Source organism: Rhizobium sp. 11_C7_N12_5, assembly GCF_051811145.1.
GTDB classification, from domain to species: domain Bacteria; phylum Pseudomonadota; class Alphaproteobacteria; order Rhizobiales; family Rhizobiaceae; genus Rhizobium; species Rhizobium lusitanum.
On sequence record NZ_JBPWPY010000002.1, the window covers coordinates 294,145 to 315,701 of the forward strand.

Annotated in this window: 21 protein-coding genes; 17 read left to right on the forward strand and 4 right to left on the reverse strand. The window is 60.4% G+C overall.

The features are described 5' to 3' along the window. Positions 1–9 precede the first annotated feature (9 nt). From AB8B29_RS20530 to AB8B29_RS20565, 8 genes are all read left to right on the forward strand, one after another. Entirely contained in the window at positions 10–777 is a 768-nt protein-coding gene (locus AB8B29_RS20530; protein ID WP_037192588.1) for an SDR family NAD(P)-dependent oxidoreductase, read from the forward strand. 99 nt (positions 778–876) lie between these two features. After that, positions 877–2,109: an ABC transporter substrate-binding protein gene (locus AB8B29_RS20535; RefSeq protein WP_037192587.1), complete on the forward strand. Its 1,233-nt coding sequence runs from the start codon at positions 877–879 to the stop codon at positions 2,107–2,109. Between the two features lie 87 nt (positions 2,110–2,196). After that, positions 2,197–3,300 (forward strand): ABC transporter ATP-binding protein, encoded by a 1,104-nt coding sequence (locus AB8B29_RS20540; RefSeq protein ID WP_037192586.1) that lies wholly within the window; start codon positions 2,197–2,199, stop codon positions 3,298–3,300. A 32-nt stretch (positions 3,301–3,332) separates the two neighbouring features. Continuing rightward, positions 3,333–4,214, forward strand: a complete 882-nt coding sequence (locus AB8B29_RS20545; RefSeq protein ID WP_037192585.1) for a polysaccharide deacetylase family protein — start codon at positions 3,333–3,335, stop codon at positions 4,212–4,214. Between the two features lie 48 nt (positions 4,215–4,262). Beyond that, positions 4,263–4,595 carry a hypothetical protein gene (locus tag AB8B29_RS20550; protein ID WP_047638410.1) on the forward strand — a complete coding sequence of 111 codons (333 nt, stop codon included), beginning with the start codon at positions 4,263–4,265 and terminating at the stop codon, positions 4,593–4,595. Continuing rightward, positions 4,585–5,649, forward strand: coding sequence for a CobW family GTP-binding protein (locus AB8B29_RS20555; protein WP_439006703.1), 1,065 nt, complete (start codon positions 4,585–4,587; stop codon positions 5,647–5,649). Before AB8B29_RS20550 ends, AB8B29_RS20555 begins: the two co-directional genes overlap by 11 nt. 16 nt (positions 5,650–5,665) lie before the next feature. After that, positions 5,666–6,904 carry an extracellular solute-binding protein gene (locus tag AB8B29_RS20560; protein ID WP_047638412.1) on the forward strand — a complete coding sequence of 413 codons (1,239 nt, stop codon included), beginning with the start codon at positions 5,666–5,668 and terminating at the stop codon, positions 6,902–6,904. Then, complete coding sequence (locus tag AB8B29_RS20565; RefSeq protein WP_047638413.1) at positions 6,901–8,271, forward strand: amidase; 1,371 nt, start codon at positions 6,901–6,903, stop codon at positions 8,269–8,271. The genes AB8B29_RS20560 and AB8B29_RS20565 overlap by 4 nt, the downstream gene beginning before the upstream one ends. Positions 8,272–8,598: 327 nt before the next feature. On the opposite strand, the gene AB8B29_RS20570 is transcribed toward AB8B29_RS20565, so the two are convergent. Both AB8B29_RS20570 and AB8B29_RS20575 read right to left on the reverse strand, forming a co-directional pair. Further along, on the reverse strand, positions 8,599–9,303 hold the full coding sequence (locus tag AB8B29_RS20570) for a RibD family protein (protein ID WP_047638414.1): 705 nt from the start codon (positions 9,301–9,303) through the stop codon (positions 8,599–8,601). Further along, entirely contained in the window at positions 9,300–9,701 is a 402-nt protein-coding gene (locus tag AB8B29_RS20575) for a (R)-mandelonitrile lyase (protein ID WP_037192572.1), read from the reverse strand. The genes AB8B29_RS20570 and AB8B29_RS20575 overlap by 4 nt, the downstream gene beginning before the upstream one ends. Before the next feature lie 121 nt (positions 9,702–9,822). Here AB8B29_RS20575 and AB8B29_RS20580 point away from each other — a divergent pair, with 121 nt between their 5' ends. After that, positions 9,823–10,716 carry a LysR family transcriptional regulator gene (locus AB8B29_RS20580; RefSeq protein WP_047638415.1) on the forward strand — a complete coding sequence of 298 codons (894 nt, stop codon included), beginning with the start codon at positions 9,823–9,825 and terminating at the stop codon, positions 10,714–10,716. Between the two features lie 93 nt (positions 10,717–10,809). Here AB8B29_RS20580 and AB8B29_RS20585 read toward each other — a convergent pair whose 3' ends face one another. Next, the gene (locus tag AB8B29_RS20585) at positions 10,810–11,868 is read right to left on the reverse strand and encodes an NAD(P)-dependent alcohol dehydrogenase (protein WP_047638416.1); all 1,059 of its coding nucleotides are present in this window, start codon (positions 11,866–11,868) and stop codon (positions 10,810–10,812) included. 354 nt (positions 11,869–12,222) lie between these two features. Between AB8B29_RS20585 and AB8B29_RS20590 the strand changes: the two genes are divergently transcribed. The 6 genes from AB8B29_RS20590 to AB8B29_RS20615 all read left to right on the forward strand — a co-directional run bounded on the left by AB8B29_RS20590 (position 12,223) and on the right by AB8B29_RS20615 (position 17,464). After that, a complete protein-coding gene (locus AB8B29_RS20590) occupies positions 12,223–13,257 on the forward strand; it encodes an aldo/keto reductase (RefSeq protein WP_037192563.1) in 1,035 nt (344 codons plus the stop codon). A gap of 90 nt (positions 13,258–13,347) precedes the next feature. Further along, complete coding sequence (locus AB8B29_RS20595) at positions 13,348–14,850, forward strand: helix-turn-helix transcriptional regulator (RefSeq protein WP_037192559.1); 1,503 nt, start codon at positions 13,348–13,350, stop codon at positions 14,848–14,850. A 192-nt stretch (positions 14,851–15,042) separates the two neighbouring features. Next, positions 15,043–15,222 carry a CsbD family protein gene (locus tag AB8B29_RS20600; protein WP_037193245.1) on the forward strand — a complete coding sequence of 60 codons (180 nt, stop codon included), beginning with the start codon at positions 15,043–15,045 and terminating at the stop codon, positions 15,220–15,222. A 45-nt stretch (positions 15,223–15,267) separates the two neighbouring features. After that, positions 15,268–15,612 carry a BON domain-containing protein gene (locus tag AB8B29_RS20605; protein ID WP_080760456.1) on the forward strand — a complete coding sequence of 115 codons (345 nt, stop codon included), beginning with the start codon at positions 15,268–15,270 and terminating at the stop codon, positions 15,610–15,612. Further along, a complete protein-coding gene (locus AB8B29_RS20610; RefSeq protein WP_037192556.1) occupies positions 15,609–16,124 on the forward strand; it encodes a DUF992 domain-containing protein in 516 nt (171 codons plus the stop codon). Before AB8B29_RS20605 ends, AB8B29_RS20610 begins: the two co-directional genes overlap by 4 nt. Before the next feature lie 314 nt (positions 16,125–16,438). Further along, complete coding sequence (locus AB8B29_RS20615; RefSeq protein ID WP_047638417.1) at positions 16,439–17,464, forward strand: acyltransferase family protein; 1,026 nt, start codon at positions 16,439–16,441, stop codon at positions 17,462–17,464. A 163-nt stretch (positions 17,465–17,627) separates the two neighbouring features. Here AB8B29_RS20615 and katG read toward each other — a convergent pair whose 3' ends face one another. After that, a complete protein-coding gene (gene katG, locus AB8B29_RS20620; RefSeq protein WP_047638418.1) occupies positions 17,628–19,826 on the reverse strand; it encodes a catalase/peroxidase HPI in 2,199 nt (732 codons plus the stop codon). A gap of 339 nt (positions 19,827–20,165) precedes the next feature. On the opposite strand from katG, the gene AB8B29_RS20625 reads away from it, so the two are divergent. Together AB8B29_RS20625 and AB8B29_RS20630 are read left to right on the forward strand one after the other, a co-directional pair. Beyond that, positions 20,166–21,185, forward strand: a complete 1,020-nt coding sequence (locus AB8B29_RS20625; RefSeq protein WP_051963306.1) for a hydrogen peroxide-inducible genes activator — start codon at positions 20,166–20,168, stop codon at positions 21,183–21,185. Positions 21,186–21,356: 171 nt separating this feature from the next. Then, entirely contained in the window at positions 21,357–21,533 is a 177-nt protein-coding gene (locus AB8B29_RS20630; protein WP_167669541.1) for a hypothetical protein, read from the forward strand. Positions 21,534–21,557 lie beyond the last annotated feature (24 nt).

Here is a 21,557-nt window from a genome sequence, read left to right on the forward strand (position 1 = left end):
GAGAAGCAGATGGACAGTTTACAAAAGCGGGTTGTCATCATCACCGGCGCAGGCATCGGCATCGGCCAGGCGACAGCCAAGGCTTTTGCCGCGCTCGGCGATTATGTCGTCGTCACCGATATCCTCGAAAACGAGGGCGAGGCGACCGTTCGCGACATTCTCACCGCCGGCGGTTCGGCTGAATTCCACCTCTACGATGTCCGCTCGACGGACGCTGCCAACCAGCTTGTCGCCGATGTCGAAGCGCGTTTCGGCAAGATCGATGTCATCGTCGCCAATGCCGGCATCGCCCATCGCACCCCGCTCGCCAAGCTCAGCGACGACAAGTGGGACCTGACGATGGATGTCGACCTGAAGGGCATCTTCAAGCTGGTGCGTGCTGCGACGCCCGGCATGCGCACCCGTAAATCTGGAAGCATCATCGCACTCTCCTCCATCATGGGCGTCGCCTACGGATGGGACGAGCATGTCCATTATTCCGCCGCCAAGTCCGGCGTTGTTGGGCTGGTGCGAGGGCTTGCCGTCGAGCTGGCGAAAGACGGCGTCAGGGTCAACGGCATTGCCCCGGGCTATATCCGCACTGCGCAACTGCTCTCGGAAGAGAATTCACTCGGCCCTGCGGGTGCCGAGAAGGCAGCCGAATTCATCCCCATGGGCCGGCTCGGCGAGCCGGAAGATATCGCCGATGTGATCGCATTCCTCGCGTCGAAGGGCGCGAGATACATGACCGGCCAGGTTCTGGTCGTGGATGGTGGCCTCCTGGTGGGGCGGTACTGATCGCCGGCGCTCCGGCAGCGGCCGGGCGCCACGCGATACGGCAATAAAGCAGGCCCGCCAAGGGCTCAGGGAACAGCAATCAGCACAGGAGAACATGAGATGTCCAAAATGGAAATGAACAGGCGCTCTCTGTTGAAACAATCGGCCGGCATGATGGCGCTGGCGATCGGGGGCGGCACGCCACTCCTATCGTCGCGGATGGCTTACGCACAGGCAAGTGGCCTTGCCAAGGAGCAGCTGCGCACCATCGGTCTTTCCGTCACCGTTCAGGAACGAATCCTCGCCGATTTCCGCAAGGAAAGCGGCGTCGGTCAAACCTCCGGCACGGCAGCGACGTTCCCGGATGCGCAGACGAAGATCCTCTCTGGCTCCAAGGACTACGATTGCTGGGAGATCATCGGCGAACGCCTGCCGTCGATCGTGATGACCAACAATGTCGAAGCGATCCCGGCCGCCTCGCTGAAAAATTGGGCCAATATTCGTGACACCTTCACGACGCCATCCGACAAGTGGGGGCCGAAACAGCAGATCGTCGGCCAGATCTGGGCCGACGATGCCAAGACCACGCTGAACATGGTGCCGGCCGTCTATAACTACGATTCCATCGGCTACAATCCCGACGTGCTGTCGGCCGAAGAGGCCAATAGCTGGTCGGCGATCTTCGATCCGAAGTGGAAAGGCAAGTCGGGCCTCAATACCGATCCGCTGATCGCCTTCGGCCAGGCCATCATGGCCATGAACACGCTCGGGCTTTCGAGCGTCAAGAACCCGGGCAACCCGACCGCCGCCGAAATCGACGAAGCGGCGAAATTCCTCGTCTCCAAGAAGAAGGACGGGCAGTTCCGGGCGCTTTGGGGTGATTTCGGTGAGTTGGTGAACCTTATGGCATCGGGCGAGATGGTCGTCTGCGACGCCTGGCAGCCGGCGGTCATGGCCGTCAAGGCCCAGGGCAAGGCGTGCAAATATGCGGTGCCGAAGGAAGGCTATCGCGGCTGGGCGATCGGCCCTTCGATGATATCGGGCACGCCCAACAAGGAAGCCGTGATCGCCTATGCCGACTACTGGCTGTCGGGCGAGCCGGGCATCACCGTATCGGAGCAGGGCTACTACTCGCCCTCGACCAATATCCAGAAGGTCATGGCGCCGGAAAAATACGCCTTCTGGTACGAGGGCAAGCCATGGGTGGGCGCTGCAGAGCGCGGCATCAAGGAAGGCGACCTGCGCGACGGCGGCTCGCTCTCGGAGCGCGCAAAGAACGTGGCCTATTGGCACCAGTGGCCGGACGAATACGACCATCTCGTCCAGAAATGGGATGAATTCCTCAATGCCTGATCTGGGTCTGGCACAGGCTTCGGCCATCTGCCTCTTGCCCCGCGGGGAGGCCAATCCGGCCTCTCTGCCCACGCTCGGAGATCTCTCATGATTTATGACTTGGAACTCATCAATGCCGGCAAGGTCTATGACAATGGCACTCCCGCCGTCATCGACTTCAACCTTGCGATCAAAAAGGGGGAGTTCATCGCCTTTCTGGGGCCGTCGGGCTGCGGCAAGACGACGACGCTTCGCATGATTGCCGGCTTCGAGAGCATTTCCTCCGGCGACATGATGATCAAGGGCGAGCGAATGAACGATGTACGGCCGCAGAAGCGGCCGACATCGATGATCTTCCAGAACTATGCGCTGTTCCCGCATATGACCGTCCGGCGCAACGTCGGATACGGTCTCGAGGTCAAAGGCGTGGTGAAGGGCGAGCGGGATGCGCGGGTCGACCGCATCCTCGCCACGCTCGGGCTTGAGGATATTGCCGAGCGCAAGCCGGACAAGCTCTCCGGCGGCCAGCGCCAGCGCATCGCGCTTGCACGTGGATTGGTGGTCGAGCCCGACGTCTTGCTTCTCGATGAACCCCTCGGCGCCCTTGATGCCAATCTGCGCAAAGCGATCCAGAACGAGCTTAAGCTCTTGCAGAAGAGGCTCGGCGTGACCTTCGTGTTCGTCACGCATGCCCAGTCGGAGGCGCTGGCGCTGTCCGACCGGATCGTCGTGATGAACCAGGGCAGGGTGGAGCAGATCAGCCCGCCGCATCAGCTCTACACGCGCCCCGACACGCCATTCGTAGCGCAGTTCATCGGCCGCAATACCATCTTCGAAGGCGAAGTCGCCGGCGCTCAAGCCGATAATACGCTCGTCTCCACATCGTTCGGCATGCTCTCAGGTCAGGCCAACGGTGGCCTTTCCAGCAAGGTCAATATCGTTATTCCGTCGGAAGCGATCGAAGTGCATGCGGCCGAGACCTCGGCGCGAGAAAGCCTCGCCGGCGCTTTCGGCGGCAATGTCGTCGGCGCGCGCGTCGACCGCTTCGATGTCGTCGGCCATATCTCGCAGATCGGCGTCAGCCTGCCCGATGGCCGGGGTCTCGCCCTGGAAGCACATATCGACAAATACAGGCCCGGCGCCTTCCCCGTGGGGGCCGAGGTCATGCTTACCTGGGATCCGGCCGACGCGACCGTCATTCCAGCTCACTGATTATAGAAAACCTGATCAAAGGAGGTCATCCCATGGCGAAGGAAATCTTGTGCAGTTTTGGTGTCGACGTCGATGCCGTGGCCGGCTGGCTCGGCTCCTATGGCGGCGAGGATTCGCCTGACGATATCTCGCGCGGCCTGTTTGCCGGCGAGGTCGGCAGCCCGCGGCTGGTGAAGCTCTTCGAGCGGTTCGGCATCAAGACCACGTGGTTTATCCCCGGCCATTCGATCGAGACCTTTCCCGAGCAGATGCAAGCGGTGGCCGACGCCGGCCATGAAATCGGCATTCACGGCTACAGCCATGAAAACCCGATCGCCATGACGCGCGAGCAGGAAACCGAGATCCTCGACAAGTGCATCGAGCTCGTGACCAAGCTTTCAGGCAAGCGTCCCACAGGTTATGTCGCGCCCTGGTGGGAATTCTCCAACGTCACCAACGAGCTGTTGCTGGAGCGCGGCATCAAGTACGATCACTCGCTGATGCACAAAGACTTCACGCCCTATTATGTGCGGGTCGGAGACAGCTGGACGAAGATCGACTATTCCCGCAAGCCCTCTGAATGGATGGTGCCGCTGAAGAGGGGCAAGGAGACCGATCTGATCGAGATCCCGGCTTCCTGGTATCTCGACGATCTGCCGCCGATGATGTTCATCAAGAAGGCTCCCAACAGCCACGGCTTCGTCAATCCGCACGATATCGAGCAGATGTGGCGCGATCAGTTCGATTGGGTCTATCGCGAAATGGACTATGCCGTCTTCCCGATCACCATCCATCCGGACGTGGCCGGCAGGCCGCAGGTGCTGATGATGCTGGAGCGGCTTTATGCGCATATGATCAAGCATCCGGGCGTGAAGTTCGTGACGATGAATGAGATCGCCGACGACTTCGCTGCCCGCTTCCCGCGCGCCAAATAGCCGGCTAATCTCGACAGGGCGAAGCCGTTTTCGGAAGGAACGATCATCATGTGCTCACTGTGCGGTGTTCTCGGTGGCAATGAGCATTGGACCGATGCTGCGGCCCGGCCGGGCGTCTTCACGCGCAATCACGCCAGCCCGGAGCGGCGGCGTGAACGCGCCGAGCGCGTCCGTGCGGCCAACGAAATGCTCTCCGGCTTCGGCCTCGTTCTCTCCGATTGGCAGGGCGCGTCCTTCGTCCTATCCACGAGAACGGGCTCGAGCGAGATCATCGAAGACCTCGGGCATCTCTGGCCGGCGGCCGAAAGGCTCGTCGGCCGACCGTGTGATCCCCTTGATATCGCATTCGTTGCAAGGATGGAGGTGCGGCATGGTGATTGAGCCCGATGGCTTCCTACCGGTCAATCTTCTCACCGGCTTCCTCGGCTCCGGCAAGACGACGCTGTTGAAGCGCATCCTGGCGGATGCGGCATTTGCCGATACGGCCGTGCTGATCAACGAATTCGGCGAGATCGGGCTGGACCACGATCTCGTCGAACGCGTCGATGGCGACATGGTGCTGCTGCGCTCCGGCTGTGTTTGCTGCACCGTCCGCGGCGAGCTCGCCACGGCACTCAAGGACCTCTATTCCAAACGCGAGCGCGGGCTGTTGCCGCCGTTCCGCCGCGTCATCATCGAAAGCACCGGCCTTGCCGACCCCTTTCCGGTGCTCTCCACAATCAAGGCCGATCCGGTGCTCAGGCATCATTTCCGCGCCGGCAACGTGATCACGACTGTCGATGCCGTCAACGGATTGCGCCAGCTGGAGACCTATATCGAATCCAACCGGCAGGCGGCGATCGCCGACCGACTTGTGATGACCAAGACCGATCTCGCGGCGGATTGCGACCGACAGGCACTTGAAGAGCGCCTTCGCATCCTCAATCCCGATGCCCCGCTCCTGATGGCAGCCGATCTCGATCTCGATCTGTCCTCGCTTGCGGACATGCGCGGCAGCGTCTCGCCAGATAGCTGCCTGTCGCAAAGCGGCTTTTATTGCGAGGAGCCGCTGCAGCTCGTTTCGGCAGAGGGCGTGCCCCATCAGGCGGCGATTTCCTCCGTCTCGCTCATGGTCGACCGGCCTGTCGATTGGACCGCTTTCGGCCTTTGGCTGACCATGCTGCTCACCCGGCACGGGGAGCGCGTGCTGCGCGTGAAGGGCATCCTCAACCTCAAGGGCGAAGAGCGTCCCGTCGCGGTGCATGGGGTTCAGCATCTGGTCCACGCGCCGGTTCACATGGACACATGGCCCTCCGGCGACCGTACGTCACGTCTGGTCTTCATCCTGGATGGGATCGATGGCGCCGTGGTCAAGCGCTCCTTCGAGGCTTTCACATTGGCACGCGTGCCGCAGACGCCATCTGCCGCATCTTCTTTGGCAATGGCGGCGCAATAGGATAATCGATCCCTTCATGAACAAGCATCAACCCATGGCAAAGACCGTGCCTGCTCCAGCCCTGCATCTGGCGGGGCGGCCGCGTCTGCGCGTTCTCGGTACCGCGATCTCGCTGCTGGAGGAACTGCGGCTTCGCGCGCAGACCGATCTCGGCATCGACGTGACCTTCGACAATAACGACTTCCTGACGACGCAGTACAAGGCGGCGCGGGAGCCGGAAACATACGACATCTACGATCAGTGCTTTCATAATCTCGATATCGTCTGGCATTGGCGCGCCATCCAGCCGATCGACACACAGCGCATCGTCTTGTGGGACGAGATCAACGATCTGACGAAGACCGGCCATATCGGACCCAACCCGCGGCTGGGGCTCGGCGATGTGCCCGCCCGCAAGCTCTTCGTTCAGCCGAATCTCGCCTTGGGCGACACGCCTTCGCGCTTCATCTCCATGCTTCCGACCACCCATAATTTTGACAGCTTCGCCTATCGAACCGATCAGGCGCACGATGACGTCGGCATGCATTCCTGGAGCGCACTCTTTGACGAGAGATGGGCCGGGCGCGTGGCCTTGGTGGACGAGCCCGCCATCGGCATTTTCGATGCGGCGCTCGCCGCACAAGCCGCCGGCCTGATGTCTTTCGACGATATCGGCAATATGTCGGTGCAGGAGATCGATCAGCTGATCGACTTGCTGGAAGAGCGCAAGAAGGCCGGTTTCTTCCGTGACTTCTGGAAGACGGCCGAAGACGCCGCCCGGCTGATGATCGCCGGTGAGACCAGCGTTCAAAGCATGTGGTCGCCGGGTATCGGCATCCTGAATTCCAGGGGCGTGCCGGTCGAGCAGGCTGTGCCCGCCGAGGGCTATCGCGCCTGGCATGGTGGTTTATGCCTGTCGAAACATCTCAGCGGTCGCCTTCTCGATGTCGCCTACGACTATCTGAACTGGTGGATATCTGGCTGGCCGGGCGCCGTCGTCGCACGGCAGGGCTATTACATCTCAACGCCGCAACGTTCGCGTCAGTTCATGACGCCGGCGGAATGGGGATACTGGTATGACGGGGTCGCCGCGACCGAAGACCTGCCGGGACCGGATGGGCAGATCAGGATAAAGGCGGGCTCGGTGCGCAGCGGCGGGTCCTATTGGCAGCGCGCCAATTGCATTGCAGTTTGGAATACGACAATGGATGAGCACAACTATCTTGTTCGTCGCTGGATGCAGCTTGTCGGCGGCAGAGGAGAGCAGGCGTCATGACACAGACACATCTCGGCAAGTCGATCGCGCAATTGTCGGTCCTGATCCAGTCCGGCAGTCTCGATCCTGTCACGCTGGTTGAAGAGAGCCTGGACGCGATCCGTACGCACAAGGATCAGGCGATTTTTACGCGCCTGCTCGAGGAGCGTGCGCGCGAGGAAGCCACTGCGTCGTCAAGGAGATTGCGGGAAGGGCGCTCACGCGGGTTGCTGGATGGTATTCCGGTGGCCTGGAAGGATCTTTTTGCTATTCGGGGCCTGCCCACGACGGCAGGATCGATCGTGCTCGCGGATGCCGCGCCGGCGCGAGAGGATGCGGATGTCGTAAAGGCGCTGAAAGCAGCCGGCATGGTCGCGATAGGCCGGGTCAACATGAGCGAGTTTGCCTTTTCCGGCCTCGGCCTCAATCCACATTATGGCACGCCGCTTAATCCACGGGCCACGGATGTCGCGCGGATACCGGGCGGGTCTTCCTCCGGTTCCGCTGTCGCCGTCGCTTCCGGGCTGGTGCCGGTGTCGATCGGCACGGATACCGGCGGTTCGGTGCGCATTCCCTCGGCCTTCAATGGCCTTGTCGGCTATAAGGCAAGTCGCGGCCGCTACAGCATGGCGGGGGTCTTTCCCCTGGCAACCAGCCTCGACTCGCTCGGCCCCCTGTGTCGCAGCGTTCAGGACGCCGTCTGGGTCGATGCGGCGATGCGTGGCCGTGCGGCACCCGACATCATCCGCGCGAATCCTGCCGGACTTTCAGTCGTCGTGCCGACCACTGTCGTCATGGACGATGTCGAGGACGGCGTGGCGGAGGCGTTCGAGGCGACGCTTGCCCGGCTGAGCGCTGCCGGCGTCAAGGTCCGGCGCGCCGCTTTCCCCGCTTTCGACAGGCTCTTTCAAGTGATGGCCGATCATGGCCCGTTGGTGACCGCCGAGGCTTTCGCGCTGCATCATCGCCGGTTGGCCGGGCCTGAGGCTGAAGCCATGGATCGGCGTGTCGTGGCCCGCACGCGCCTAGGCGAGAAGATCACGCTGGTCGGCTATCTGGAAATATTGCAGGTGCGTGAGCAGCTGATCAAGGACGTGGCCGGCATGATCGGGCCGAATGAGTTCATCGCTTATCCGACTGTCGCCCATGTCGCGCCCGCGCTTGCGCCGCTTGAGGCGGATGACGAACTGTTCGTCAAGGTCAACTTCAAGACATTGCGCAATACCTTGATCGGCAACTTCCTCGATTGGTGCGGCGTATCGCTGCCTTGCGGCACCGGCAGCGCCGGCATGCCCGTGGGATTCTTGCTGTCCGCTCCGAAGGAACAGGACGAGCGGCTGCTGGGGGCGGCGCTGGCCCTGGAGGATATCGTCGCAAAGCTCGTCTGAGGCGAGCTTACGCTTCATGGCGACCAGCATTTGCAGCAGGGCGCGCATGCATTTTGCGCTCGGCGTTCCCCACTCATGAATCATGAATATAACTCTATGCCGATTATGCCGTCTAATCGTTAGATGCTGCCTCGCGAGCTGAGTGCCGATGACCTGGCCGAAATCCAGCGGGCTGCCGCAGAGATCGCCATTGAAGGCGAACGCTATCCCGAACAGCTGATGAAGACGACTGGCCGCTGAGCTTGAGGTTGATTTCCGAGGCCGCCGCCGGCGGCCTCCTTCCAAACCTGACTGCATAGCCTTGGGCAAAGTGCTCCTTGACCAGCCTCAGCGCGGCGCGACGGTGTAGCGCAGATAGATCACGCCGTGGTCAAGCGTTTCGCAGCTCTTGAGCGAAAGTGCCACCTTGCCCGCCAGGCCTTCTTCACCGAATTCGACGAAACTCTGGCTCGCGGCGCGTCCGTCGAGAGCGGGTGCAACGAGCAGGCTGATTTCGTCGACCAGACCTTCCGCGAGGAAGGAACCGTTGATGCCGGCGCCGCCCTCCAGCAGAAGGCGCTTGATGCCAAGCTCGCGATTGAGAGTGTCGAGCATGGCGGGAAGATCGAGCTGCGGCTGTGTGGAGACGATGTAGGAAATGCCGTCTCCCGCCAGTTCGGCAAGATGGCTGTCCGGCACGTCGCCACCAAGAAGGACGACGACGTGATCGCCGTCGATTTCATTTTTGGTGAAATGCAATTTGCCTGACGTATCGACTGCAATCGCATAATTGGCAGCCTCCCGATTGGCGAAATGGCGGGATCGGTCGACCTTGTCGTGCTCGTGCTCGTGCGGCGGATGCGGATTGCCTTTGCTCATTTCCGCCATCGTCACGCGGCCGACCATCCAGGCGTCGCCTTCCAGTTTCTCGTGGCACGACTGGTACAGTGCCGTCCAATCCACACGGCTGCCGTCTGGGCTCTCGGTCCAGCGGCTGGGGTGCAGCCCGCCGTCAAGCGACGAGATCATATGGCAGATGACATGGGGTTTCATGATTGCGGCTTCCCAAGATAGTCCTTGTCGCTCACCTTCTCCATCCAGGTTACCGGCGAGCCGTTTTCCTTCTCGGCGATCGCGATGTGGCTCATGGCGCAATCGGGCGCCGCGCCGTGCCAATGCTTTTCACCTGGCGGGAACCAGACGATGTCGCCAGGGCGGATTTCCTCGACCGGACCGCCTTCGCGCTGGACACGTCCGAGACCGGAGACGACGAGCAGGGTCTGGCCGAAAGGATGCGTGTGCCATGCCGTGCGGGCGCCCGGCTCGAAAGTCACGGTTGCGCCACTGAGATTGCCGCGGCCGCTGAAGGGCGCGTCGAGGCGAACCGTGCCGGTGAAATACTCTTCCGGTCCCTTGGCCGATGGTTGGGAACCGCTGCGTTTGATGTCCATGGCTTCGAACTCCTCGATAAAAAACTACGGCGTGATCGCCGTTATTCAAGGGACTTTAGACTTGTCGCATTGCAGGAACCATACGATATCAATGGCATAAAATTATATCAGGAGTTCATAAATGCAGCGAGAGGAGCTGGTCGACCTGAACGCCTTTGCTGTCGTGGCCGAAGAGAAGAGCTTTACGCGTGCCGCCGCCAGGCTCGGCACGTCGCAATCCTCCCTCAGCCATACGGTGCGGCGTTTGGAGGCGCGGCTGGGCGTGCGCCTGTTGACGCGCACGACCCGAAACGTGGCCCTGACCGAAGCCGGTGAGCGGCTGCTTGCCACGCTTCGGCCCGCGCTGGAAAGCATCGGCGCCGAACTCGCCTCTCTACGCGAACTGCGCGAAAAACCCGCCGGTACCATCCGCATCACCACGGCGGAGCATGCCGCCACGACTGTTCTATGGCCGGCGCTTGAAAGGCTTTTGTCGCAATATCCCGATATCCGCGTCGAGCTTAGCATCGATTCCGGTCTGCGGGATATCGTCGCCGATCGGTTCGACGCCGGGGTCCGGCTTGGGGAAGCTCTCGCCAAGGACATGATCGCGGTCAAGATCAGTCCCGACATCCGCATGGTCGTCGTCGGCTCCCCGGCCTATCTCGCCAGGCATCCTGCGCCGGAGACGCCAAACGATCTGGCTGATCACAACTGCATCAATCTGCGTTTGCTCACTGCCGGCGGCCTCTATGCCTGGGAGCTGGAAAAGGACGGGCGCGAGGTTCGCGTCCGCGTCGACGGTCAGCTTGTCTTCAACAATGTCGGCATGATCGTGCGTGCCGTGAGAGCGGGATTGGGGCTGGGCTTTGTGATGGAAGATCATGTCGCCGCGGATGTGGCGGCTGGGCGGCTCGTGCGCGTCCTGGACGATTGGTGCACGCCGTTTTCCGGCTATCATCTCTACTATCCGAGCCGCCGGCAGCCTTCGGCGGCGTTCTCCCTGTTGGTCGACGCGTTGCGTTACCGAGGCTGATCCCGTCATCAACGAATATGACCAAACCCGGCCGCCATGACGCGGCCGGGATTTAAGGATGAGAGTCCAAGCTCGCTGCGCCGAGGCGCCCTGTCAGGCTGCTTCCGGAACCGACAGAGACGCCATGTCGATCACGAAGCGGAAGGGAATATCGGCCCGCTGCAGGGTCGCGAAGGCTTCGTTGACCTGCTCCGGACGGATGATCCGGCACTCCGGAAGAATGCCCTTGCGCGCGCAGAAATCGATCACTTCCTGCGTTTCGCGCATGCCGCCGATCGGCGAGCCCGCGACGCGACGTCGGCCCATCAGGAAAGGCAGGCCGTTTACCTCGCCCCAGGGGCCGACCTGGCCGACGATAACAAGCGTCCCGTCGACGTCGAGCAGAGGCATGTAGGCATCGAGATCGTGCTTGACCGGGACGGTATCGATGATCAGGTCGAAGGCGTTGGCCGCGGCTTGCATCGCCCCGGCATTGGTCGAGATCAGGAAGTCGTCGGCGCCGATTTCGCGGGCGACCTTTTCCTTGTCGGGCGAGCGCGAGATCATTGTTACCCTTGCACCCATCGCCGCGGCGAGTTTGACGGCCATGTGGCCGAGACCGCCCATGCCGATGACGCCGACGCGGCTATGCGGGCCGACGTTCCAGGTGCGCAGCGGCGAATAGGTGGTGATGCCGGCGCACAGGATCGGCGCGGTGCGGGACAGGTCCATGCCCTCGGGCACGGTGCAGACGAATTCTTCGCGCACCACGATATGCTTGGAGTAGCCACCCTTGGTGATCGAACCGTCGATACGGTCTGGGACGCTGTAGGTGCCGGTGTTGCCTTCGCGGCAAAACTGCTCCTCGCCGCGGCGGCACTGGTCGCAATGCTGGCAGCTGTCGACCATGCAGCCGACCGCGCCGTGATCGCCGACCTTGAACTTGGTGACGTCGCTGCCGATCTCGATGACACGGCCAACGATTTCATGACCCGGAACCAGCGGATAGAGCGTGAAGCCCCAGTCATTATGCGCCATATGGATATCCGAATGGCAGATCCCGGCATAGGTGATTTCCATTACCACGTCGTTTGCGAGCGGCGCACGTCGTTCGAAGCTGTAAGGCTCGAGCGGAGCATCCGCTGAGGTGCAAGCATAGCCAATGGTCTTCATGTTTCGTCCGCCTTGTTTATCATCTACCGATAAGCGCTGCGCGCAGTTGCCATTATCGGACGAAAGACTAGCCGAGGCTAGTCGCCGCGTTAAGATGGGCAATTCCGATTGCAGTCATGTCCGCTGTTCATGAATGGCAGACACTTGCGCGTTGCGGCATCACCTTGGCATAGTTTGACGCCCGAAAAGAGGCGTGGTCTTCCGTTTCCATCCGACTTGTTGGAGGAGTCCGGCCCATTATCCGGATTCCCGAATAGTAAAATCGTGAATTGCCGTCTAATTCCTGTTTTCCCGTAACATTAGATATGTAAGGGAGGCTGAGTATTGGCTTCCAGGTGGGTCGGGGGACAAAGAATGCATCTTGATGACTATGCCGCGTTCGGCCGTTCGAGCTTGCGTGTCAGTCCGCTTGCGTTGGGAACCATGACTTTCGGCGAAGGCTTCGCTTGGCAGTCGCGCGTCAAGAAGCCCGCGGCGATCCTCGATCACTATCTCGATCTCGGCGGCAACTATCTCGATACGGGCAGGGGTGACGCAAAACCGGATGCCCAGACGGTTGTCGGCAATTACCTCGCAAGGAACTCGATCAAACGCGACCGGCTCGTCATGGCTGCCAAGTTCGGCGTCGATCAGCAGGGCGTGGGGCTGGGTCGCGAAGCCATCATAGAGGCATGCGAACAAACCTTGCGGCGGTTGCGCACGGACTATCTCGATCTTTATTGGCTTGACAATTGGGACATGCAGGCGCCCCTCGACGAGGTGTTGGCAGGATTGAATGACCTCATTCAATCGGGGAAATTGCGCTATTTCGGCATTTCCGATACGCCGGCCTGGAAAGTCGCGCACGCGCAGCTGATCGCGCAATTTCATGGCTGGGCGCCATTCGTCGGTCTGCAGATCGAATATTCGCTGGCCGCCAGGCTGTTTGAGAGCGAGCTCATTCCCATGGCACGTGGAATGGGGCTCGGCGTCGTCTCGCATTCGCCGCTGAATGGCGGGCTCATTAGCGGAAAATACACTCGCAAGAACATCGGAAACCTCATGTCCGATCGCGCATCGCCATTGGCACGGCAACCCGATGCGCAGCGTCTTGAAATCGTCGACGCTCTGCTCCGCATTGCGGCCGAGCTCGACACAACTACTGCCCGGGTGGCCCTCGCCTGGGCATTGGCGCGGCCCGGTGTATCGTCAACCATTATCGGTGTGCATACCTTGGAACAGCTCGATGATGACGTCGGCGCGCTTGATGTTCAGCTCTCACCCGAGCAGACGGCGACGCTCGATGCGCTGACAATCCCGGTCCATTCCCTCGCTCTGCCGCTATTTCTGCAAAATGCGGCGCCTTCGGCCTGCATCGATTACTCGATGATGAGCCGCAGGCTTTCGTAATTTTCCGTGCTTGCTCTTGCGAGCGCATGGTAGCTTCTCTTCTCGGCTGGCCTCCCTATCTAAATTGCCAGTAGCAAGATGAGGATCCTCATGAGCGATGGGCCGCAGCCGCCGAACGTCAATCGAAACGTATTGCGCGAACTTGTCGCCGGATTGAGCGACGGCATCATCCTGATCGACCCTGAAGGCGCTATTTCCTGGGCAAACAGCGCCGCATTGCGGATGCACAGGGTCTCGACGATTGAGGAGCTGGGTGGCGATGCCGCCGGCTACCGGCAGGCCTTCACGCTGCGCTACCGCAACAATCATCTGCTTGACGAGGGCCAATATCCGATCGAGCGGCTGGTGTGCGGCGAGACGGTCGATGAGGTCACAGTCGAAATATCGCCCGCCGCCGATCTGGATCTCGTCTGGGTCCACACCGTCCGCAGCCTGATCATTGCGGATGCCGGAGTCCGCCCGGATGTGCTTGCGCTCGTCATTCGTGACGAGACGCCGCTTTTCGAGGCGGAAGAGCGTTTCGAGCGGGCCTTCAATGCCAACCCGGCACCCGGTCTGATCTGCCGTCTCGATGATCTTCGTTTCATCCGCGTCAACCAGGGTTTCGTCGAGATGACGAATTATGCCAAGGAAGACGTCATTGGAAAAACTGTCGATGAGATGGGCCTGTTTGCCAATTGCGATACGGGCGAGGATGCGTTGGCGAAGCTGGTGGAAGGCCGGCTGATCCGTCAGCGTGAAGCCCTGATCCCGCTTCCGAGTGGCGGCGATAGGCTGGTCATCATAGCGGGCGAGCCCATCGCTGTCGGCGAGGAGCCGTGCATGTTGTTCACTTTCGCCGATCTCGATGCACGGCGAAAGGCCCAGAACGCACTTCGCCAAAGCGAGGAGCGGTTCTCCAAGTCATTCAGGCTCTCGCCGGCGCCGGCGGCCATTTCTCGATTGGGCGATTTCGTCTTCACCGAAGTCAACGATGCCTTTGCCCAACTCTCGGGCTACAGCCTCCAGGAGATTATTGGAAAAACCGCAAGCGAGTTGCGCCTGTGGGATGATGTCGCAGCCCGCCGCGCCATGGAAAAGAAGCTTGTCGATAACATGCCGCTTCGCGACGAGGTTTTGCGCATGAAGCAGAAGGACGGCTCGATGGCCGACTGCCTTGTCTCTGCCGAGCGTGTCGAGATCAGCGACCAGCAATGTGTCATCTGGTCGTTGCAGGATGTCACCGAGCGCAGCCGCAGCGAAGCGGAGCTGATTGAGGCTATCGAGAGCGTGATGACCGATACATCGTGGTTCAGTCGTTCCATTGTCGATCGCCTCGCGACTTTGCGGCAGGTCTCGAACGGCAAGGGTCCCTCGGCGCAACTCCTCGATCTCAGCGAACGGGAAAGGGAAGTTCTCGCTTTGATCTGCCGCGGCCAGAGCGACGCCGAGATGAGCGAAACGCTGCACCTCTCCAGGAACACGATCCGCAACCATGTTGCGTCTCTCTACGCGAAGATCGGCGTAAACCGGCGCTCCGCTGTCGTCATATGGGCGAGGGAACGTGGCTTCACAGGCATGTCGATGCCCATGAAGACTGGAAAATCGACCTGATGCGAGGTCATTCCGCTTCGGTCTGGGCGCTGGACCGAAGAATCGGCATTGCAAGCGTCAAAAAGGCTATTTTCTACTAGTACAAATAGTAGTTCCTGCTCTGCAAGCGCATACCATGCCGCCCTACTTCATTGTTACGGCCTCGGTTGAAAACCGATGCCTCTTCTTTTGAAAAACCAAGGAGGCAAGACAATGGATAAGAACCGTGTCAAAGGTGCAGCCAAGGAAGCAAGCGGATCGATCAAGGAGGTCGCCGGAAAGCTGATCGGTAACGATCGGCTGAGGGCCGAAGGCGCTGTCGAAAAGGTCGAAGGGAAGATCCAGACCAAGTTCGGCAAGGCCAAGGACGCTGTCAGGAACGCGCTGCGCTGACAAGCGCGCCAACATCCACTCTTTCGATCTCGCCGAGGCTTTCCGATGCTCTTTCTAGCCAGGCTCTCATCGCTGACGATTTCGTCGGATAGCTGCGCGACCTGCGCGGCCATCCGCTGCTTGATTGCCTATGCCGATGGGCTGGAAGATGCGCATATCGACGTTAGCGCCGTAGAGGGCGCGATTGTTCTGTCGGGCGACGCGCCATCCGATGAGGCGCGTGAGCGGGCGCTCTCGATTGCCGGCGAATATGCCGGGCTTCGGATCATCAACCATATCGTCCTCCACACAGATCGAGGACCGCCCGGCCGGTCCGAGATCGGTGCATCGACCTCCGGGCCGCGGGCCGGGCTGACCGCGGCGCTCAAACCGCCAAAGGATAAGTCATGAAAAAGATCATCATCGCGGCAGCGGTCATTTCCGTTGCTCTTGGCTCGGTGGCTTCGGCCGCCAGCACGCATCATCCCAAAAAGCAGCCAGTGCAGGTTGCCTCCGAGCCAAAGCAGCGTCTTGGAACGCTGTCCTGCGAGGTTGCGGGCGGCGTCGGCATGATTATCGGATCCAGCAAGGACATCAGTTGCACCTTCAAGCAGCGAACAGGCAAGGTCGAACGCTACACGGGTACGATCGGCAAGCTTGGTATCGACATCGGGGTCACCCGCAAGACGTATCTCAGCTGGATCGTCGTCAATACCGCACCAACCCGCGTCGGTGAAGGCGCTTTGGCCGGCACCTATGTCGGCGCTTCCGCCGGCGCTTCCGTCGGTCTCGGTCTCGGTGCCAACGCCCTCGTCGGCGGCAACTCGAAGAATTTCGCGCTGCAGCCGCTGAGTGCCGAGGCAGGAACCGGGCTGAATGTCGCGGCCGGCGTTTCGCGCCTGCAATTGCGCCCAGCCGGCTGACCTGATGATTGGCACCGGCGACGCAATCGTGCCGATGCGTCCTCGCGCATGGCTGCTTTCGCCGTCGTATAGGCCAAACTGCCCTGCTCTGATCGGCTAAGACTGCAGGCAATGATCTCGACACTCATTGCCTGCAATCAAAGTCAGCGAAATAGGTTGCTATGCCCTTGTAAGCCAAGCCTGTCCGGGATTTGTGCAATGAGAAGACTCTCTCCCAGGAGGTATTTTGCTTATCTTGGATAGTGGAGCATGCCAAATCTATTAATATGGACATCTTAAGGTGGCGCTAGAGATGAACAATCCGGCAGCCTTTGATGTCCGAAATTCAAAAGCAACTTCATATTCCGGCACTTGACGGCTGGCGCGGACTTGCTGTCTTGCTGGTGCTCATCGGGCACTTTGGCGGTGACAGCTATCTTCCCGATCTCGGATCGGCTGGCGTTGACCTTTTCTTCGTCCTTTCAGGCCGCCTCATGGCTGAAATTCTCTTTGTAAGGAAAATGCCCCTGCGGCTTTTCTTCCTCCGTCGTTTCAGCCGGGTCTATCCCGCTTTGTTGGCCTTCGTGCTTGCAAGCGCTGTCCTCCTTTCCCAAACGCCGCTGGCACCCGGCGTCACCGGCGTCTTGTCCGCGCTCACTTTCACATTGAACTACGTCATCATCGAAAGTCGCACCTTCATACCGGTTTTTGATCATATCTGGTCATTATGCGTCGAGGAGCATAGCTATGTGTTGCTTGCCCTCATGGCCTTGCTGCTTCGCGGAGCCGCTGTTCGGTTCATCGGGCTCACCATTCTTGCATTGGGCCTTGCGGCGCTCGCTAACGGCATTGTGCAATATGACATCTATGGGCGGGATCCGTTTATCGTCTTCTGGCCAACCGACGTGGCTGCGGCGCCCATGCTGATTTCGGCGGCAGTCTTCCTGCTATTTGGTGAGCGCCTCAAAAGGCCGGCGATAAGGTGGATAATGCCGTTGGCACTTTTCGGTGGTCTGGTTGCGCGCCTGTTCGGCGATGTCGCGTGGCTGTTCTTCGGTGCAAAAACTTTGCTATTGGCGATCGCTGTTTGCGCAATCGGGGACTCTACCCGTCTTTCCCGAGCGCTGTTCAAAGGCTCCGTCATCCGGCAAATCGGGCGAATGTCCTTCTCGCTCTATTTATGGCAACAGCCGTTCCATATCGCCATGCTACAAGATCTGCTGCCGAAGCCTATCGCGTTGGTCCTGGCTATTTGCTGCGCGGCAGCCAGCTACCATCTGGTCGAACAGCCAGCGCGCGCGCGGTTGAATGCGTGGATTGAAAGAGGCAGACGCCAGGACGCTGCTGCCGTACCGGGCTGATCTGGCGGGTACCAAAACATAACATTCCAGTCCGCTTCATGGTTTGAAGCCGTGGATGTGCCGCGAGGAAATCGATCTGCCGGGATAATTTCGAAGATAGTCACGATGCGATATTCGGACGCGACCTGAACTTGGCCGCGTCCGAGCATGCTTCTACTTCACATCAGGCGATGTCGAAGCGATCAGCGTTCATCACCTTGGTCCAGGCTGCCACGAAGTCCCGCACGAATTTCTGCTGGGCATCGCCCTGTCCGTAGACCTCGGCGATCGCGCGCAGCTGCGAGTTGGAGCCGAAGACGAGATCGACGCGGGTGCCGGTCCACTTCACGTCGCCGGTTGCGCGGTCGCGTCCTTCGAATACGTCCTTGGCATCCGAAACCGCCTTCCACTCCGTGCTCATGTCGAGCAGGTTTACGAAGAAGTCGTTGGTCAATGCCTCGGGGCGCTTGGTGAAGACGCCATGCTGGGTCTGTCCGACATTGGCGTTCAGTGCGCGCAGGCCGCCGACGAGGACGGTCATTTCAGGTGCCGTCAGCGTCAGCAACTGCGCCTTGTCGATCAGCAGCTCTTCGGAGGAAACGGTGTATACGCCCCTCTGATAGTTGCGGAACCCGTCCGCGATCGGCTCGAGAATGGCAAAGGCTTCGACATCCGTCTGTTCCTGCGATGCGTCGGTCCGGCCCGGCGTAAAGGGCACGACCACATCGTGCCCGGCCTTCTTCGCAGCCTGTTCGATGGCGACGGACCCGCCGAGGACGATCAGATCGGCGAGCGAGACCTGCTTGCCGCCGGCGTGCGCATCGTTGAACTTCTTCTGGATGCCTTCCAGCATCTGGAGCACGGATGCAAGCTGGGCCGGCTGGTTGGCCTCCCAATCCTTTTGCGGCGCAAGGCGAATACGGGCACCGTTTGCACCGCCGCGCTTATCGGAACCGCGGAAGGTCGAAGCCGAAGCCCAAGCGGTCGAAACCAGCTGCGGGATGGTGAGGCCCGATGCAGCAATCTCGCCCTTGAGCGCGTCGATATCGTTGGCGTCGATCAGGGCATGATTAGCGGCCGGGACCGGATCCTGCCAGATGAGCTCTTCCGTCGGAACTTCCGGGCCGAGATAGCGGGCGCGCGGACCCATGTCGCGATGCGTCAGCTTGAACCAGGCGCGGGCGAAAGCGTCCGCGAATTGATCCGGGTTCTCGAAGAAGCGCCGGGAGATCTTCTCGTAGGCGGGGTCGAAGCGCAGGGCGAGGTCCGTGGTCAGCATGGCCGGGGCGTGACGCTTGGAGCTGTCGTGTGCGTCCGGCACCGAGTTGGCGCCTGCGCCATGCTTCGGGGTCCACTGGTGCGCACCGGCCGGGCTCTTCGTCAATTCCCAGTCGTAGCCGAACAGGTTCCAGAAGAAGTTGTTGCTCCACTTGGTCGGAGTTGAGGTCCAGGTCACTTCCAGACCGCTGCCAATCGCGTCGCCGCCCTTGCCGCTACGGAAGCTGCTCTTCCAGCCGAGGCCCTGTTCTTCTATGCCGGCAGCTTCCGGCTCGGGGCCGACATGAGCGGCATCACCGGCACCATGCGTCTTGCCGAAGGTATGACCGCCGGCGATGAGGGCGACGGTTTCCTCGTCGTTCATCGCCATGCGGGCAAAGGTCTCGCGGATGTCGCGGGCAGCCGCGAGCGGATCAGGGTTGCCGTTCGGGCCTTCCGGATTGACGTAGATGAGGCCCATCTGCACCGCTGCGAGCGGATTTTCGAGGTCACGGTCGCCGCTGTAGCGCTTGTCGCCGAGCCAAGTGTCTTCCGCACCCCAATAAATGTCTTCTTCCGGTTCCCAGACGTCATCGCGGCCGCCGCCGAAACCGAAGGTCTTGAAGCCCATGGATTCCAGCGCGCAGTTGCCGGTAAGGATCATGAGGTCGGCCCAGGAGATGCGGTTGCCGTATTTCTGCTTGATCGGCCAGAGCAGGCGGCGGGCCTTGTCGAGGTTGACGTTATCCGGCCAGCTGTTGAGCGGTGCGAAGCGCTGCGTGCCGGAGGAGGCGCCGCCGCGGCCGTCGCCGGTGCGGTAGGTGCCGGCGCTGTGCCAGGCCATGCGGATGAAGAGCGGGCCGTAATGGCCGAAATCGGCCGGCCACCAATCCTGCGAATCCGTCATCAGGGCGAAGAGGTCCTGCTTGAGCGCATTCAGGTCGAGCTTCTTGAATTCCTCGGCATAATTGAACGCCTTGTCCAGCGGGTTCGACAGGGAAGAGCCCTGATGGAGAATCCTAAGGTTCAGCTGGTTCGGCCACCAGTCGCGATTCGATCTGGCCGAGACGCTTGTGTTGCCGTGCGGAAACGGACATTTGCCAGCGTTTTCAACTTTTGTATCCATAATTTTCTCCCTTATGATGGCTTGAACTGCGCCGCCCGGTGGAGGTGTCGTCACCTCTTGGGCAGCAATTGGGTTTCGTGTTCGGCGCGATGACGACATGTCATGCGCATGGAATCTCTCGTTATTCTGACCTCCCGCGAAGCGGACCGTCCGGAAGCAGACCAATCCCGACGCCCAGGTTTTCGACCGACCCGGGCATCGATGAGCTCTTGCAGTCAATGCTCCCAATGTGAGCTTGGTATGACATGCGGCGACATCTCGTATTCGCCTTGCGCACTATAGCCAAGCCGTTCCATTAATTTAAGTTGGATTTCCTGATCGGTGCGATAAGGTAAAGTTATGACAAATCTCACCCTCAAGCAGCTTCGCTATTTCGAAGCCCTGGCAAAGCATGGTCACTTCGGGCGCGCGGCCGATGTCTGTGCAATCTCCCAGCCCGCCTTGTCGATGCAGATCAAGGAACTGGAGGAGCAGCTCGGCACCGACCTCTTCGAGAGGGGCGCGCGCCAGGTTCGGTTGACCAATTTTGGAGAGGCATTCGCCGTGCGCGTTCGCAATATTCTGCGCTCGGTGGACGAACTGGGGGATCTGGCGCGCGCTTCCCATAACCAGCCAGTCGGGAGGCTGCGGATCGGCGTGATCCCAACGGTCGCGCCCTATCTGCTGCCCACCATCATCGGCAATCTCACCAGCCTGTATGACGGCCTGGACATTCATGTGCGCGAGACGCTGACGTCGAAGCTGGTCGAGGAACTGGCGGAAGGCCGGCTCGACACGGCCATCGTCGCGCTGCCTGTTTCCGAACCGACCTTGACAGAGGTCGCGCTGTTTGCGGAAAACTTTGTGCTGGTGCGACCGAGCGAGGACGAAGGCAAGCCGGTGCCCAATCGGGAAGCGCTGCGCGAAATGCGCTTGCTGCTGTTGGAGGAAGGCCATTGCTTTCGCGATCAGGCCCTATCTTTCTGTAATATACAGTCGGCGCTCCCACGAGAGCTTATGGACGGCAGTTCGCTCTCGACGCTGGTGCAGATGGTCAGCGCCGGCATCGGCGTCACGTTGATACCGGAGATGGCGGTGGCGGTGGAGACACGCTCGGCATCGGTGTCGGCCGTGCGTTTCCAAAGTCCGCAACCGTCACGAACGATCGGCATGATCTGGCGCAAGACGAGCCCCTTGGCCAAGCAGCTCACGCGGATTTCCGAGGTCGTTCGCCAATCGGCCGATGCCATGCGCGAGCAGCACGATTCGATCTGGCGCGCACAGGATTTCGAGTTCGACGCTCGAAGGCAGCCATCGGCGCTTCGTAACAGCAATGGCGCCTTTGCGGCGGACAAGGCGAATGATTCTGCTCTGAAATGAGCGGCTTTATGAATGGAATTGACTGAAGTTCGATCAGGATAGAGCCGTTGTCCACAAGCGAAAGGATTTCAAACGATTAAAGTAATTTTAATCGTTTAAATTTTTTAATGCATTGATTTACAAAGAATCTCTTCCATGTCATGCCATTATCGCATGGCAATGGAGGTCGTGATGCAAGAGTTCGAAAACGTAAGAAATGAGATTCCTACGGATGTGATTGATCGTCTGGAAAGCGAATGGCGGCTGATGCAGTCTCATGACTCGCAGCTGAAGACCGGGCTGCAGACGGAGACCCCTGAGAACACGGCACCGGCCACGTCCGATAGTCTCGGATCCCTGGATAAGTGACGGGTTTCGAGGGATCGCTTTGAC

Bases quoted from the DNA above. Each gene is read 5' to 3' on its own strand.
- AB8B29_RS20530 (WP_037192588.1), top strand. From the start codon at position 10: ATGGACAGTTTACAAAAGCGGGTTGTCATCATCACCGGCGCAGGCATC.
- AB8B29_RS20535 (WP_037192587.1), top strand. From the start codon at position 877: ATGTCCAAAATGGAAATGAACAGGCGCTCTCTGTTGAAACAATCGGCC.
- AB8B29_RS20540 (WP_037192586.1), top strand. From the start codon at position 2,197: ATGATTTATGACTTGGAACTCATCAATGCCGGCAAGGTCTATGACAAT.
- AB8B29_RS20545 (WP_037192585.1), top strand. From the start codon at position 3,333: ATGGCGAAGGAAATCTTGTGCAGTTTTGGTGTCGACGTCGATGCCGTG.
- AB8B29_RS20550 (WP_047638410.1), top strand. From the start codon at position 4,263: ATGTGCTCACTGTGCGGTGTTCTCGGTGGCAATGAGCATTGGACCGAT.
- AB8B29_RS20555 (WP_439006703.1), top strand. From the start codon at position 4,585: ATGGTGATTGAGCCCGATGGCTTCCTACCGGTCAATCTTCTCACCGGC.
- AB8B29_RS20560 (WP_047638412.1), top strand. From the start codon at position 5,666: ATGAACAAGCATCAACCCATGGCAAAGACCGTGCCTGCTCCAGCCCTG.
- AB8B29_RS20565 (WP_047638413.1), top strand. From the start codon at position 6,901: ATGACACAGACACATCTCGGCAAGTCGATCGCGCAATTGTCGGTCCTG.
- AB8B29_RS20570 (WP_047638414.1), bottom strand. From the start codon at position 9,303: ATGAAACCCCATGTCATCTGCCATATGATCTCGTCGCTTGACGGCGGG.
- AB8B29_RS20575 (WP_037192572.1), bottom strand. From the start codon at position 9,701: ATGGACATCAAACGCAGCGGTTCCCAACCATCGGCCAAGGGACCGGAA.
- AB8B29_RS20580 (WP_047638415.1), top strand. From the start codon at position 9,823: ATGCAGCGAGAGGAGCTGGTCGACCTGAACGCCTTTGCTGTCGTGGCC.
- AB8B29_RS20585 (WP_047638416.1), bottom strand. From the start codon at position 11,868: ATGAAGACCATTGGCTATGCTTGCACCTCAGCGGATGCTCCGCTCGAG.
- AB8B29_RS20590 (WP_037192563.1), top strand. From the start codon at position 12,223: ATGCATCTTGATGACTATGCCGCGTTCGGCCGTTCGAGCTTGCGTGTC.
- AB8B29_RS20595 (WP_037192559.1), top strand. From the start codon at position 13,348: ATGAGCGATGGGCCGCAGCCGCCGAACGTCAATCGAAACGTATTGCGC.
- AB8B29_RS20600 (WP_037193245.1), top strand. From the start codon at position 15,043: ATGGATAAGAACCGTGTCAAAGGTGCAGCCAAGGAAGCAAGCGGATCG.
- AB8B29_RS20605 (WP_080760456.1), top strand. From the start codon at position 15,268: ATGCTCTTTCTAGCCAGGCTCTCATCGCTGACGATTTCGTCGGATAGC.
- AB8B29_RS20610 (WP_037192556.1), top strand. From the start codon at position 15,609: ATGAAAAAGATCATCATCGCGGCAGCGGTCATTTCCGTTGCTCTTGGC.
- AB8B29_RS20615 (WP_047638417.1), top strand. From the start codon at position 16,439: ATGTCCGAAATTCAAAAGCAACTTCATATTCCGGCACTTGACGGCTGG.
- katG (WP_047638418.1), bottom strand. From the start codon at position 19,826: ATGGATACAAAAGTTGAAAACGCTGGCAAATGTCCGTTTCCGCACGGC.
- AB8B29_RS20625 (WP_051963306.1), top strand. From the start codon at position 20,166: ATGACAAATCTCACCCTCAAGCAGCTTCGCTATTTCGAAGCCCTGGCA.
- AB8B29_RS20630 (WP_167669541.1), top strand. From the start codon at position 21,357: ATGCAAGAGTTCGAAAACGTAAGAAATGAGATTCCTACGGATGTGATT.